14 protein-coding genes are annotated in these 13,027 nt (G+C 70.9%); 2 read left to right on the forward strand and 12 right to left on the reverse strand.

Annotation, left to right across the window (positions count from 1 at the left end; all coding sequences use genetic code 11):
* Window positions 1–3 precede the first annotated feature (3 nt).
* The gene (locus D7W81_RS02190; RefSeq protein WP_120553635.1) at window positions 4–663 is read left to right on the forward strand and encodes a hypothetical protein; all 660 of its coding nucleotides are present in this window, start codon (window positions 4–6) and stop codon (window positions 661–663) included.
* Window positions 664–669: 6 nt separating this feature from the next.
* On the opposite strand, the gene D7W81_RS02195 is transcribed toward D7W81_RS02190, so the two are convergent.
* The 4 genes from D7W81_RS02195 to D7W81_RS02210 form a co-directional block, all read right to left on the reverse strand.
* Entirely contained in the window at window positions 670–927 is a 258-nt protein-coding gene (locus D7W81_RS02195) for a hypothetical protein (RefSeq protein ID WP_208721122.1), read from the reverse strand.
* Window positions 928–947: 20 nt separating this feature from the next.
* The gene (locus D7W81_RS02200) at window positions 948–1,805 is read right to left on the reverse strand and encodes an Fpg/Nei family DNA glycosylase (protein WP_120553637.1); all 858 of its coding nucleotides are present in this window, start codon (window positions 1,803–1,805) and stop codon (window positions 948–950) included.
* A gap of 135 nt (window positions 1,806–1,940) precedes the next feature.
* Complete coding sequence (gene rtcA / locus D7W81_RS02205) at window positions 1,941–2,957, reverse strand: RNA 3'-terminal phosphate cyclase (protein ID WP_120553638.1); 1,017 nt, start codon at window positions 2,955–2,957, stop codon at window positions 1,941–1,943.
* Between the two features lie 189 nt (window positions 2,958–3,146).
* The gene (locus D7W81_RS02210) at window positions 3,147–4,382 is read right to left on the reverse strand and encodes an RtcB family protein (protein ID WP_120553639.1); all 1,236 of its coding nucleotides are present in this window, start codon (window positions 4,380–4,382) and stop codon (window positions 3,147–3,149) included.
* Between the two features lie 147 nt (window positions 4,383–4,529).
* Between D7W81_RS02210 and rtcR the strand changes: the two genes are divergently transcribed.
* A complete protein-coding gene (gene rtcR, locus D7W81_RS02215; protein WP_120553640.1) occupies window positions 4,530–6,161 on the forward strand; it encodes an RNA repair transcriptional activator RtcR in 1,632 nt (543 codons plus the stop codon).
* Window positions 6,162–6,324: 163 nt separating this feature from the next.
* Here rtcR and D7W81_RS02220 read toward each other — a convergent pair whose 3' ends face one another.
* From D7W81_RS02220 to D7W81_RS02255, 8 genes are all read right to left on the reverse strand, one after another.
* Complete coding sequence (locus tag D7W81_RS02220) at window positions 6,325–6,987, reverse strand: hypothetical protein (RefSeq protein ID WP_120553641.1); 663 nt, start codon at window positions 6,985–6,987, stop codon at window positions 6,325–6,327.
* 2 nt (window positions 6,988–6,989) lie between these two features.
* Window positions 6,990–8,009 carry a hypothetical protein gene (locus tag D7W81_RS02225; protein WP_147445320.1) on the reverse strand — a complete coding sequence of 340 codons (1,020 nt, stop codon included), beginning with the start codon at window positions 8,007–8,009 and terminating at the stop codon, window positions 6,990–6,992.
* Between the two features lie 11 nt (window positions 8,010–8,020).
* Window positions 8,021–8,803: a hypothetical protein gene (locus D7W81_RS02230; protein WP_158621403.1), complete on the reverse strand. Its 783-nt coding sequence runs from the start codon at window positions 8,801–8,803 to the stop codon at window positions 8,021–8,023.
* Window positions 8,804–8,891: 88 nt separating this feature from the next.
* Window positions 8,892–10,244 (reverse strand): M24 family metallopeptidase, encoded by a 1,353-nt coding sequence (locus D7W81_RS02235; RefSeq protein ID WP_120553644.1) that lies wholly within the window; start codon window positions 10,242–10,244, stop codon window positions 8,892–8,894.
* Window positions 10,245–10,533: 289 nt separating this feature from the next.
* Complete coding sequence (locus D7W81_RS02240; protein ID WP_147445321.1) at window positions 10,534–10,788, reverse strand: hypothetical protein; 255 nt, start codon at window positions 10,786–10,788, stop codon at window positions 10,534–10,536.
* A 72-nt stretch (window positions 10,789–10,860) separates the two neighbouring features.
* Complete coding sequence (locus tag D7W81_RS02245; RefSeq protein WP_120553646.1) at window positions 10,861–11,709, reverse strand: zf-HC2 domain-containing protein; 849 nt, start codon at window positions 11,707–11,709, stop codon at window positions 10,861–10,863.
* A gap of 149 nt (window positions 11,710–11,858) precedes the next feature.
* Complete coding sequence (locus D7W81_RS02250) at window positions 11,859–12,332, reverse strand: anti-sigma factor family protein (protein WP_120553647.1); 474 nt, start codon at window positions 12,330–12,332, stop codon at window positions 11,859–11,861.
* Window positions 12,329–12,910 carry an RNA polymerase sigma factor gene (locus D7W81_RS02255; protein WP_120524267.1) on the reverse strand — a complete coding sequence of 194 codons (582 nt, stop codon included), beginning with the start codon at window positions 12,908–12,910 and terminating at the stop codon, window positions 12,329–12,331. The genes D7W81_RS02250 and D7W81_RS02255 overlap by 4 nt, the downstream gene beginning before the upstream one ends.
* Window positions 12,911–13,027: the final 117 nt, after the last annotated feature.

Genomic DNA, 13,027 nt, shown 5'->3' on the forward strand with positions numbered 1-13,027 from the left:
CCCATGACGCGCCTCGGACTGCTGCTCTCCTTCCTCGCCGTGCCCGCCCTGGCCTTCGCGCAGGAGGCCGAAGTCTCCTTCTCGCAGGAGGACCCGCTGGGCTCCGTGGTGGCGCCGGTGATGCTGCCCGCGGGGGCGACGGCGCTCTATGGCTACACGGGCGCGCCGGAGGTGGGCCTGGGGTTCCGGCAGGGGCTGGGGGCGCTGGAGGTGGAGGCGCGAGCGCGCTTCGACTGGTTCAAGCTGGGCGCGTCGCTGGAGCTCGTGGGCCGCAAGGAGGTGGTGCGGCGCGGGTCGTTCGCGCTGGCGCCGACGCTGGGCGTGGGCCTGGTGCTGAATTCGGGCTCCACGTACATGGACGACAACAACTTCTCCGGGGTGCTGGTGCGCATCCTGCCGGGGCTGGTGGCGGGCTACCGGGTGGCGGACACCGTGGCGCTGCTGGGGCTGGTGGACCTGCCCATCGACCTGGGGCTCACGGGCGACAAGCAGCGGCGCTTCCAGGCGCTGGGGGGCGTGGGCGTGGAGGTGTACCTGGGCGGCAACGTGTCGCTGCTCGCGGCGGGCCAGGTGGGCGTGGAGACGTTCCAGGAGCGCGCGGGCGCGGGCCACACGCGGCTGGGGCTCACGGGGCGCGTGGGCCTGGGGACGCGGCTGTTCTAGGCGTCCCTAGAAGTCCGGCGGCGGGCTCTGGCGCGGCGTGCCCATCAGCTCGAGCGTGCGCAGCGCGACGCGGATGAGCGTCTGGGCGCACGGCTCGCAGCCTCCGCCGCAGCAGTGGGGCCAGCGGCCTTCCGGGTCGCGCAGGAGCGGGCGCACGCTGGACTGGTAGTAGCTGGGGAACTGGAGCTCCTCGCTCGCGCGCGCGAGCGCGTCATCGAGGGGCAGGGGCGGGGGGGCGGGAACGTCGGACACGCTCCCGTTCATACCAGCGCCCGGGGGCCTTGTCAGAGCAGTGACGTCTGCGCCGGGGCCTCGGGAGCGGCGCCATCCGCGGGCTGGCAGTGCGCGCACCAGTGCGTGTTGCGCCCCCCGATTCGCAGGTGCGAAACCGGCGTGGCGCAGCGGGGACAGGGCGCCCCCGTCTTGCCGAAGATGTTGCGCCGGTGCTTCGCCTGCCCTTGCACGCCGAACAGGTCGCGCTGCGTGCCGCGAAGCCGCAAGCCCTCTTCCAGCACGTCGCGGATGCCCTGGTGCAGCCGGACAATTTCCGCTGGGGACAGCGACGACGCCAGCCGCCGAGGGTCGATGCCCGCGACCCACATGCTCTCATCCGCGTCGCGGTTGCCCAGCCCCGCGAGCACCCGCTGGTTCAGGAGCACCGTCTTGAGCGCGCTGCGCCTGCGCCGGATGAGCTTCGCCAGCACCTCCGGCGTGAAGGCTTCATCGAGTGCCTCCGGCCCCAGTTCTTCCAGCTTCAGCTGCGAGGCGAGCAACGCCGTGGGTCCCAGCGCCACGCGCGCGTAGCCCAGCGTGTCGGTGAGCTGGAGCTCCTCGTTGCCCTCCAGCGTGAGGACCACGAGCGTCGCGGGAGGCCGTTCGCTTCCGGCGGGCCGCAGCTGCAGCTCACCCCACAGCATGAAGTGCAGCGCGAGCGTCTGCCCGTCATCCAGCGTGAGCAGCATGAACTTCGCGCGCCGCTCCGCGCCAAGCACCTTGCGGCCCGTGAGGTTCTGGATGAAGTCCGGCGGCGAGGCGAAGCGCACCGCCGCGGGCACCAGCACCTCCGCACCCACGAAGCGCCGGCCCACCACGGCCTGCTTCAGGTCACGAACGATGATTTCGACTTCAGGGACTTCCGCCACGGGCAGCCTCCCCTACAGGTCACAAGGTAGGAAGGCTGCGAGATAACGTCATGGGTTGAGTCCCGCTGGAGGGGCATCCCGTCCGGCCGCCAGGCATGCGACCGGACATGGACCTGATTCCGCCCTGCCCCTGCGTCAGGCGCGCACCGTCACCTCGTGCACGTCGCGCTCCAGCTCCCGCGCGTCCACCTTCACGTCCAGGAAGTGCGCCATCGTCTCGCCCTGCGTGAGCGAATGGCTGTCCAGCGCCAGCGTGCGGAAGGTTCCGCCCTTCGCCAGGGCGCAGAGCAGCAGGAGCTGATCACACAGGTGTTCGCCCACGGGTACGCCCGCGTCCAGGTAGCGCTTCACCTTCGCGGCGACCTCTTCGCCCACGGCTTCCGCGCGCTTGCCGCGTTCGCCAAAGCCCGTGAAGACCTCCGTCACGTGCTCGCTCTCCACTTCGACGCGCAGCACGTTTCCTGGACCGAAGGCGCGCTTGAGCTCTTCTGGCCGCTGCTGATCCGGCCGCAGCTTCAGCGCGGCGGCCACGGTCTCCAGCTCGCGCTTCGCCACGTCGAAGGGGATGGCGGCCACCTGGGCCACGGCCTCCGTGCGCAGCACCCGGCCGCGCTCCAGCAACTGGAGCGGCTGGAGCTTCGCGGGATGGATGTCCACGCGGAAGCGGCCCCCGCCGGCCGGATAGTAGCCGGGCCGCTCCAGGGTCACGTCCACGCGCGGGCCCATGCGGCGCAGCAGCGGCAGGTAGGCCTTCTCCAGGAAGTCGAACGGCGGCGCGGCCGGGTTGTGGGTCCCGCCCTCCAGCATCAGCGTGGACGGCCCTTCCGCATGCAGCAGCGCGGGCAGCACCGTCTGGAGCACCAGCGTCGCGCTGCCCGCCGTGCCCACCGCGAAGTGGTAGTTGCCCGCGGACAGCGCGCGCGGGTGGAAGGACAGCTGCTTGGAGCCCAGCTCCGCGCCCGTCACCTCCGCGGCGCCCACGGTCTCCGCGGCCTTGAGCGCGGTGAGGTGCTGCCGCAGCAGGCCCGGCTTGGCGCGGCCCGCGCGCACGTTGACCATCTCGAACGGCGTGCCCGTCACCAGCGACAGCGCCAGCGCGGTGCGCAGCACCTGGCCGCCGCCCTCCCCCTGTGAACCATCGATGCGAACCATGTGCGTGGTGCTCCTTTGCGCGCTCGCGGACGGACGCGGCCCTCCATCCCTGATTACCAAAAATAGCGGCGCCCGCTCCCCCACCTTAACGGCCGCTCACGCGGACCTCTTCGGGGGGAACGGGCGCCTCGGTATCTTCATCCCGGCATGTGCACCTCCGCAGGACGGCGGGTGGGGTTGTGCTTCCGGCTATCCCTTCACGCACACCACCTGCTTGAGCGTGTGGACGACCTCCACCAGGTCCGCCTGCGCGGCCATCACGGCGTCGATGGGCTTGTACGCGGCCGGCGTCTCGTCAATCACGTCCACGTCCTTGCGGCACTCCACGCCCGCGGTCGCCTTCGCGTGGTCCTCCAGCGTGAAGCGCTTCTTCGCCGCTTCGCGCGACATCACCCGGCCCGCGCCGTGGCTGCACGAGTGGAAGGCATCCGCGTTTCCCTTCCCGCGGACGATGTAGGAACGGGCCCCCATGCTGCCGGGGATGATTCCCATGTCGCCCTCGCGCGCCCGCACCGCGCCCTTGCGGGTCACGAAGCAGTTCTTTCCGAAGTGGTGCTCGCGCGAGATGTAGTTGTGGTGGCAGTTCACCGCGGACTCGGACAGCTCGAACGGGGGCAGCTCGCCGCTCGCCTTCAGGGCCTCCACCGCCGAGTGCAGCATGAGCTCGCGGTTCATCGCCGCGAAGTCCTGCGCCCAGCTCACCGCGAACACGTAGTCATCGAAGTGCTCCGTCCCCTCCGGCAGGTACGCCAGGTCCGCGTCCGGCAGGTGGACGAAGAAGCGCCGCATGTCCTCCTTCGCCAGTTCGATGAAGTGGCTTCCGATGCGGTTCCCCACGCCGCGCGACCCCGAGTGCAGCATCAGCCACACGCCATCCGACTCATCGACGCACAGCTCGATGAAGTGGTTTCCCGTCCCCAGCGTTCCCAGGTGCGCCAGCTCCGGCCCACGGCCGATGCGCGGATGCTTCGCGACGATGCGCGCGTACCCTTCCGTCAGGCGCGCCCAGGCGGCGGTATGCGTCGCGGGCGAGTCCTTCCACGCGCCGCGGTCATTCCGGCCGCCGTTGTCCGTCCGGCCGTGCGGCACCGCCGCCTCGATGGCCGAGCGCACCCCGCGCAGCGAGTCCGGCAGCTGCCCGGCACGCAGCGTCGTGCGCACGGCGATCATCCCGCATCCGATGTCCACGCCCACCGCCGCCGGCACCACCGCGCCCACCGTGGGCACCACGCTCCCGACCGTCGCGCCGTAACCGCGGTGCACGTCCGGCATCACGGCGACCCACTTGTGGATGAAGGGCAGGCCGCGGAGGTTGCGAAGCTGCTTCTTCGCCTCGTCCTCGAACGGCACCCCCACCGTCCACGTCTTGATGGGGCGGCCCGCTTCGTCCGACATCACTTCGTAGTTCGCGTTCGTCCGGTCCATGGCTCTGCACCTTTCGGTCGTTCGACCCGGGCGCTGTGTCCCGGTCACGTGGGGGAGCTAGAGCAGCCGGCGTGCCAACGCCCTCTCCGAGGGGGACACCAGGGCCGGGCTGGAAATCCCTATCCCATGGGATAAATACCTATCCTGATGGCTCAAAAGGCGAAGACACGGCGCACGGTCGTCATCGGGATGCTGGGGACGACGCTGGACACGGGGATGGGGTCGCAGCGCTGGGCGCGGTGGCGGCCCACGGTGTCGCTGTGTCAGCAGGAGGACCTGCTGGTGCACCGGCTGGAGCTGCTGTACCCGCCCCACGGGACGTCACTGGCGGCGGTCATCCAGGACGACATCGCGCAGGTGTCACCGGAGACGCAGGTGCGCCTGACGTCGCTGCCCATCCGCGACCCGTGGAACCTGGAGGAGACGTACGGCGCGCTGCTGGACCACGTGCGCGCGCAGTCCTTCCATCCGGAGGACGAGGATTACCTGGTGCACATCACCACGGGCACGCACATCGCGCAGATCTGCATGTTCCTCCTGGTGGAGAGCCGGCTGATTCCGGGCCGGCTGGTGCAGACGTCCCCGGGCAAGGGGAAGGAACACGGGGCGGTGGGCACGCACGCCATCATCGACCTGGACCTGTCGAACTACGACACGCTGGCGGCACGCTTCCGGCGGCAACAGCGCGAGGGCTTGTCGTTCCTCAAGTCCGGCATCGACACGCACAACGCCGCGTTCAACCGGCTCATCGAGCGGATTGAGCAGGTGGCGGTGCAGTCCCGAGCACCGCTGTTGCTGACGGGCCCCACGGGCGCGGGCAAGTCGCAGCTGGCGAAGCGCATCTACGCGCTGAAGAAGGCGCGCAACCAGGTGGCGGGCCCGTTCGTGGACTTGAACTGCGCCACGCTGCGAGGCGACGGCGCGATGTCCACGCTCTTCGGCCATGTGAAGGGCGCGTTCACGGGCGCGGTGGGAGACAGGCCCGGGCTGATGCGGCAGGCGAATGGCGGCGTGCTGTTCCTGGATGAGATTGGCGAGCTGGGCGCGGACGAGCAGGCCATGTTGTTGCGCGCGTTGGAGGACAAGCGGTTCCTGCCGGTGGGCGCGGACAAGGAGGCGGAGAGCGACTTCCAGCTCATCGCGGGGACGAACCGCGACTTGCAGTTGGACGTGGAGCGGGGACGCTTCCGCGAGGACCTGCTCGCGCGCATCAACCTGTGGACGTTCCGGCTGCCCGCGCTGCGCGAGCGCCCGGAGGACATCGCGCCCAACCTGCAATACGAACTGGATCAGGCCTCCCAGGCGCTGGGGACGCGGGTGACGATGAGCAAGGAAGCGCAGGAGTACTTCCTGCGCTTCGCCACGTCCCCGGAGGCCCGGTGGAGCGGCAACTTCCGCGACCTCAACGCGGCGGTGCTGCGCATGTCCACGCTGGCGGCCGGTGGACGCATGACCCGCGAGGTGGTGGACGAGGAGCTGGACCGGCTGCGGTCGCAGTGGCGACCCGCGGGCGCCGCGGCGACGTCAGGGAACGAGGACGTGTTGGCGGAGGTGCTGGGCGCGGCGCGTGCGGAGGAACTGGACCGCTTCGACCGCGTGCAGCTCGCGGATGTGGTGACGGTGTGCCGCTCCGCGCGCTCGTTGTCGGACGCGGGCCGGACGTTGTTCGCGCAGTCGCGTGCACAGAAGAAGAGCGTCAACGACGCGGACCGGCTCCGGAAGTACCTGGCCCGTTTCGGGCTGACGTGGGCGGACGTGAGCGGGCGTGACGCGGAGTAACGCGGTCGCCGCCGTGGACCCAATGGGTGAGAAGGTGAGAATCCTGCTGGGGCTCCCTGTCGGCGGCGCACCGTACGAACTGGTCCGACTGTCGGACCAGCTGAGATGGCACCGGCCGGGAGGTGTACGGCTTGGATGGCCGAGGCCTGAGGTCGGCATGGCCTCAGCGGAAGGCGTTTGCCACGGACCGGCATTGCGACGTGGCCTGCGCCTCGTCGAGCACCCGGACCGTCCCCTCGCCGGGAGAGGACGGGACGGGCGCGGGAGGTGCCGCTGGCGCGTTCGCTCTGCTCAGCCACGCGGGCGGCACCATGCATTCGACGCTGAGCGGCCCCTCGAACGTCGCGCGGACGCGCCCGTCCTTCATCCGCACTTCGCCCCGCGCCTGATTCCCGGTGACCGTCAGTTCCAGGGTGCCTTCGTCCATCGCCATCGAAGGTCCCTTCCCTTGCTGGGAATCCACCACCGCCAGGCCCGGGCCCAACGCCGTCTGGGGGACGAGTCGTGCGGTGGCGTGCTTCGACTTCACGAACTGCTCATTCACCGGCATGCGGAAGCGCCACGTCCCCCCGTCCTCCGATTGCGCGCTCAGCGCGACCAGCATCAGGGCCACGGGCGGGTCCTCCAGGAACTCGGCGCTGAACCTCACGGACGGGGCGGAGTAGGTGCCTTGCTCCGTGCGCACCGTGACCGCGCCTCGCGGCTGGGGAAGCTCGGCCGTTGCAGGCGAGGCCGCGTGCGCTTCATGCGGCCCCACCCGTTCCTCCTTCGGCTTCGCGCAGGCGCCCAGGAGCAGCAGCGCCGCCAACTGGGCCCCGTGCCGCATGCTCAGCACCCCACTCGCAGCAGCATGGCACTCACGGTGGTGTTGTCGTTCTCCCGCAGCTCGTCCACCGCGCCCGCCGGATCCATGTCCAGGTAGACGTAGTACGTGTTGTACGGCAGCGACGCCGGCACCGTGAAGCCCAGCGAATAGATGCCCTCCGAGAACGCCCCCAGCGCGTGGTTGAACGTGCCCACCACGTTCGTGGACTCGGAGTAGCCATTCGGCGGCGCCGTCGGGCTCAGACGCACGCGCATCGCATAGGACGACACGGCCGCGTTACCCAGGTTGCCCACGTAGAACTTCACGCTCTGCGCCGTGCCACGACAGACCGACTTCGTGCCGGAGGGATCCAGCGTCTGCGCCACGTCCCCCACCACGCCCATGGAGGACGGCAGCAGGTTCGGCTTCGTCTGCGAATAGCCGTACAGCGTGTTCATGCCCTGCGCGTTCGTGGGCCACAACGTGGAGGACTCGTAGCCACCCGTCACCAGGTGCGGCGGCGAGGTGCGCAGGATGCTGTGTCCGCCCTCGTGCTTGAAGCCGAAGAAGTGCCCCGCCTCGTGCACGAACGTGCTGCGGCCCGACGTGCCGAACGCATTGCCGGTGCGCGGCGTGAAGTCCAGGTCGCTGGCGATGCAGATGTCCGCCTCGTCGATGCCGTTGCTCCCGATGAAGCACAGCCCCACCGTGGAGTACGTCACGCCGTTGTTCCCGTCGATGGCCGCCCGGTCACACAGGCCGATCTCGTTCTGCCCGTCGCTGTGGTCCAGCGAGCAGTCCGTCGCCGCGTTCACGTTGAAGCCACTGACGATGTGAGACAGGTCGTCCCACTGCCGCAAGCCGTTCCAGTACGCCGTGTTGACGTTGCCAGAGTCCGGGATGCTGCACCGGTTCCGGTACACCACCGGCCCCGTGTACCACTTCACCGGCGTCCCATTGCACGTGTCCCAGGCGGCGGCGCCCGCCTCCACGCTGCCCAGCGCCAGCGCCGCGACGATGCCCACGATTGTCGTTGTCTTCATGGCGGACCTCGTCACGGCTGGCCGGGCGGGAGGTCCCGCTCGGGCTGGAGGGGAACGGCACCCGGCACTGGCGACGACGCCACGGCGGGCGTCACCGGCACGGTCAGCGACGACGCGGGGGTGACGGGTTCCTCGCGGAACGCCCCCGTCACGGTGAGCCCTCGCGCACGCAGGTGGTTCTGGAGCAGCGAGAGGAACGCCTCCCGCTCCATCCCCTCCGGAGCGCTCCGGGCCTGGGCCTCCGCGCGCAGGGCCGGACGGGCGCCCATCAGGTCCACCGTCTCGAATACCGGCGCCGTCTGCCGCACGCCCGCCGCCCCCAGACCGGACACGAGCCCGCCCTCCGCGCCCACGAGCACCTCACGGCCCCCCACTGACTCCACGCGGAACGCGTGCTCGTCCAGCACCGGCGACAGGCTCCACCCGGTGTTGCGCAGGAACACTACGTAGCGCGCCCCCTGGACGAAGCGGGGCACGTGGCTCACCACCAGTTGGCGTCCATCCGGCAGCAGCCCTCCAGCCTGCTTGAGGCGCAGCTCCCGCGGAGCCTCGCCCAGGTGCGCTCGCACGTTGCCCAGCGTCACCACCGTCCACGGGCCCGTGCGCGGCGAGTATTCGCTGTGCACGTCCAGCACCTCGCCCTCCACCACGGAGGCCGTCTGATCAAGCAGGCCGAGCAGACTGTCCACCGCGCGCGGAGGCCGGAGCGACGCCTCCGCGGCCAGCGGGCCCTGCTGTCGCGCGGGGGCTTCGTCCCCACTGGCGGCGCTGCACCCCGTGAGTCCCAGTCCCAAGCCGAGCAGCGCGACCCGCGCGCGCCCTTCTCTTCCGAACGTCGTCCATGGCCTGCCCACGCGCATCACGTCCGCTCCCTTCGTGTCGTCAGTGGATGAGATAGAAGGCGTCCTGGCGCGGCACGAAGAACCGCCAGCCTTCGTCCGTCAGGTACGCCGGATCTTCCTGCATCACCGCCACCTGCTGCCCACCCCACTCTGGCACGGGGGTGACGGTGTTGAGCTCGACCGCGAGGTACGAGCCCTTGCGCAACACCCGGGGCGCCTCCGTCCGCGACGCCGAGCGGAAGTCGATGGAGGCCCCCAGCCCGTGGCCCTGCGCGCCCAGCGGATGGCTGTAGACCTTCGCCTCGATGCTCCGCTCCTTCATCTCCGCCATCGTCGCGTCGTAGACGTCCGCCGACGAGCGCCCCGGCCGCGACGCGCGCAGCATCAGCGCGTCCTGCAGCGCCTGCGTGTTCGCGAGCGCGCGCTTCAGCCCCTCCGGCGCGTCCTGCTCGCCGTCCTTCAGCACGTACGCCATCTTCTGCCAGTCCGTGCTCAGGCCCAGCGCCGTGACGCCGAAGTCCACGTGCAGCAGGTCTCCGCGCTGGATGACCACCGCCTCGTCCGCCACCGCCAGGAAGCCTCGGGAGAAGCCGCCCTTCATGCCCTGCCGCTGCACGCGAAGGTCCGGCTGGAACCATGTGCTCACGCGCGCCTCGAACAGCGCGTCATACAGCCAGCGGCGCACATCCCCCACCGTCGTCTTGCCGGGCACCACCACCTCGTTGGAGAGCGCCCGCTTCACCAGCGACTCCGTCAGCACCACCAGGTCGCGGTAGGGCGCGAACTCGCCGGGCAGCCGCGTGTCCAGGTACTCCTCGATGAGCGGCGCCGCGCTCACGAAGCGCGCCTCCGCGGTGGGCCCCAGCGCCTCCACCAGCCACTTGTAGCTGTCATGCGTCAGGCTGCGCGTCACCCCCCGCCGCCCGTCCATGGCCAGCGCGATGGTGCGCGGGTGGTAGCGCGCGTCCAGCTCCGCGAGCGCCTCCGCCTGCTTGCGCTCCACCGGCGGCGCGGTGAAGAAGCGCGCCACTGCTTCCGTGGCGTAGCCCGTGAGCGCCACCTTCTGGAGCCCCGCGTCACCCGCGTCCACGAAGACGAACACGTCGCGGTTGCCCGCGTAGGGCAGGGGCGGCGCGACCCAGGCCGTCAGCGGATCATCGTGGAACTCCTCGTTGACCACGACCCACATGGCCACGCCGTGCCGGCGCATCATGTCCAGGAGCAGCCCGTGCCGCTCCTTCAGCCAGGACTCCCGCAGGGCCAGGGCCCGGGACGGCGCCGGCACGGCCGTGGAGGTGGTGGGGACGGCGGTGTCGCGCACGGGCGCGGTGGCACACGCCACCAGGCAGCCCAGGCTCAGGGCGGGCAGAAGGACTCCACGCCAACGCTTCATGTCGGGAACTCCAGGTCGGGAAGAAGGCGGAAGGAGCCTAGCGCGCCCCCAAAAAACCGAAGCCCCCCGCCCCGGAACCTCTTGGGTTCCGGGCGCGGAGGGCCTGGGGCGCATCCCACCTGCTCACCCGCTCGGATGGCCTCGCTCCCTCACGCTTCCGGGTCCCGTCCCCCCCGGTCCGGGACACCGGGATTCAGCCAGGCCTTGCAGCCGGCGAATCCACTGGAAGCGGCGGCCCTCCCCCGAAGGCCGCGTGGAGCGCGGACATCCAACCGCGCGCGCCTGAACGTCAGTAGCTGGCGACCCCGTCCAGGCCGCTTTCATCGAAATCGAAGAGCGATTCCTCCCCGTCCTCCCGGGAGGCCTCTTCCCCGTCCCCCTCTTCGTCGTCGACCCGGTATCCCCTGGGCTCCCGGGCCTCGTCCTCCGGCCGCACCCCAGCGCCCCCGTTGGAACCGGGCGCCCACAGCGCGCCGTCCCCCTGGCTCCACGCTTCGATGCGGTACATCGCGTCCCCCCGGTGCGGTGTCTTCCGTCCACCCACGCCGCCGCCGCCACGCCGCGCCTCGATAATTAGACGCCGACCGAAAAAAACCTTGGGTCACGCCTGCCTCATTTATTTCAAAAAGTGTCCCCCCTGCCGGAGCGCGCGGGCCCGGATTCCGGCCTCCTCGCTCCACCCCGGCTCCCCGCGGCGGGCCACCGCCTCGAAGGCCTCCGCCGCCTGGAGCGGGCGCCCCATGGCCCGGAGCGCCAGCGCGCGGTTCCACAGGGCCTGGGGATGGTCTGGAGCCTGACGCAGCACGCCTTCAAGCAGCGTCAGGGCGCCCCGGAAATCCCCCGCCGCCATCGCCACCACGGCCCGGTCGCTGTCCCGGTCCGCCGAGGGCGCGCTGCGCGACAGGAAATCCGCGGCCTGCCGCAGCTCCCCCCGCACGAGGTAGGCCGCGGCGATGCCGTGCAGGTCGCCCCGCTCCTCCAGTGCCGCCAGCGTCCGCAGGGGCACCGGAGGCTCGGTCGCGAGCGCCCCCCCTGCCCCCGGCCCCGTGCGGACGGGGACATAGGGGAGGTAGCGGTCCGCGGCCGGGTACGCGATGCGCGCCTCCAGCTCCCGCGCGGACGCATCCGCCCGCCACGCGTCCCCCGGCCGGAAGCCGTCCCCCGTCATGAACGCGGCGAGCGCCCCCAACCCCATGGCCAGCACCGCCCCCAGCGCCTGCCGCCACCGGCCGCGCGGGAGGGTGAAGCGGAACGGCTGACGAAGGGAGGAAGGCGGAGGTGGCGCGTCGTTGTGGGCCACCGCGCCACAGAGGGCCTGGACGCTGAGCATCTCCAGCTGCATGGCATCATGCAGCCCGCTGGCGCACGCGCGGCAGAGGGCCAGGTGGAGCCGGAAGTGCTCCTCGTCCCCCGACTCCAGCTCCCCATCGAGGAACCGGTAGAGCTTCTTGCACCAGAGATCCATCAAGCGTCAGGGCCCGGAGCCGCGCGGCCGCCTCCTGTCCCTTGCGAAACGCGAGCGGGTTCAATCCTTGGTGGATTCCGCTGCCAGCGTCCGGCCTTGGTTCCCCGCCTGCCCTCCGGGGAGGCGCAGGCGGGCGTGCTTCCGCTTCGTCAACGGCGCGAGCGGGCACGCAGCAGCGTCCCACCCGAGCGGCTGGAGCGCGGGCACGGGAGGCGCGGCGCGCTGACGGCCTCCACCGCTTCTGTCCGCGCGAACCACGGGCAGCAGTTGGCGCACCCCGGGCAGCGGCGCCGGAAGCGGCGGGCTCCCTGGTGCCACGCCCGGCCCTCGCGCTCGGGCGGCGGAGGCGCCTGCGCGGGGAGCACGTCCCCCGGCCAGTGCTCCGGCACGTCCTCGTCCCATGACCCGGGCACCGTTTCGCGGGCCTGACGGGCGGACACCCAGCGCTCGCTCTCCGCCGCGTCCTCCAGCGCCAGCCGCGCGAGCATCTCCAGTTGGAGAAGGTCGTGGAAGCGCCGGGAGCAGACGTCGCAGGTCGCCAGGTGGCCGCGGACGCGGCGCTGGTCCTCGGCGGACAGGCTCCCGTCCAGGAAGGGCTGGAGGTCCTCACACGCGGTGCTCATCGTTCCCTCTCCTGGCGGCGGCGTTCCGCGGTGTCGTGGAGCATGGCCTTGAGGCGGCGGCGGGCGTGGAAGAGCCACGTGCCCACCGTTCCCGCGCTGGGGGTGTTCATCCGCCGGGCGATCTCCGCGTGGCGCAGGCCCCGCGCATGCAGTTCGAACGCCTGGCGCAGCTTCTCGTTGAGCCGGGCCACGGCCTGGCGCAGCTCGTCCTCCGTGACGCATTCCCACTGTTCGGGCTCCGGCGCGTCCTCCGGGTCCTCGAAGAGCATGTGGACGTTGTGCAGGTCCACCCGGCGGTCCGTCTCCGCGCCCTGGCGGCGGCACTGGTCCAGGAACCGGTTGTGCAGCACGCGCACCAGCCACGCACGGCGCGCGGGCTCCGGCCACCGTTTCAGCCGTTCCCATTGCAGCAGCGCGCGCAGGAGCACGTCCTGCACCAGGTCGTCGCAATCACTGGCACTCCTGCCACAGACATTGCGCGCGATGGCGACCAGCACCGGCTGATGGCGGATCGCGAACGCGGCGAACTCCCCTCCAGAGCCCTCCCGGACTGGCGGCTCCTCCCTCCCTGGCACCATGCGACCGCCTCCCTTCCCTCCAGAGAACGCCGAGGGTCGGATTCTTTTCTTCTTATGGATGCGACAAACGCTGTCGCGCTTCTTGCCGCATCACGGCGACCAGTGCCGCTGGAACAC

Source organism: Corallococcus aberystwythensis (genome assembly GCF_003612165.1).
Taxonomy (GTDB): domain Bacteria; phylum Myxococcota; class Myxococcia; order Myxococcales; family Myxococcaceae; genus Corallococcus; species Corallococcus aberystwythensis.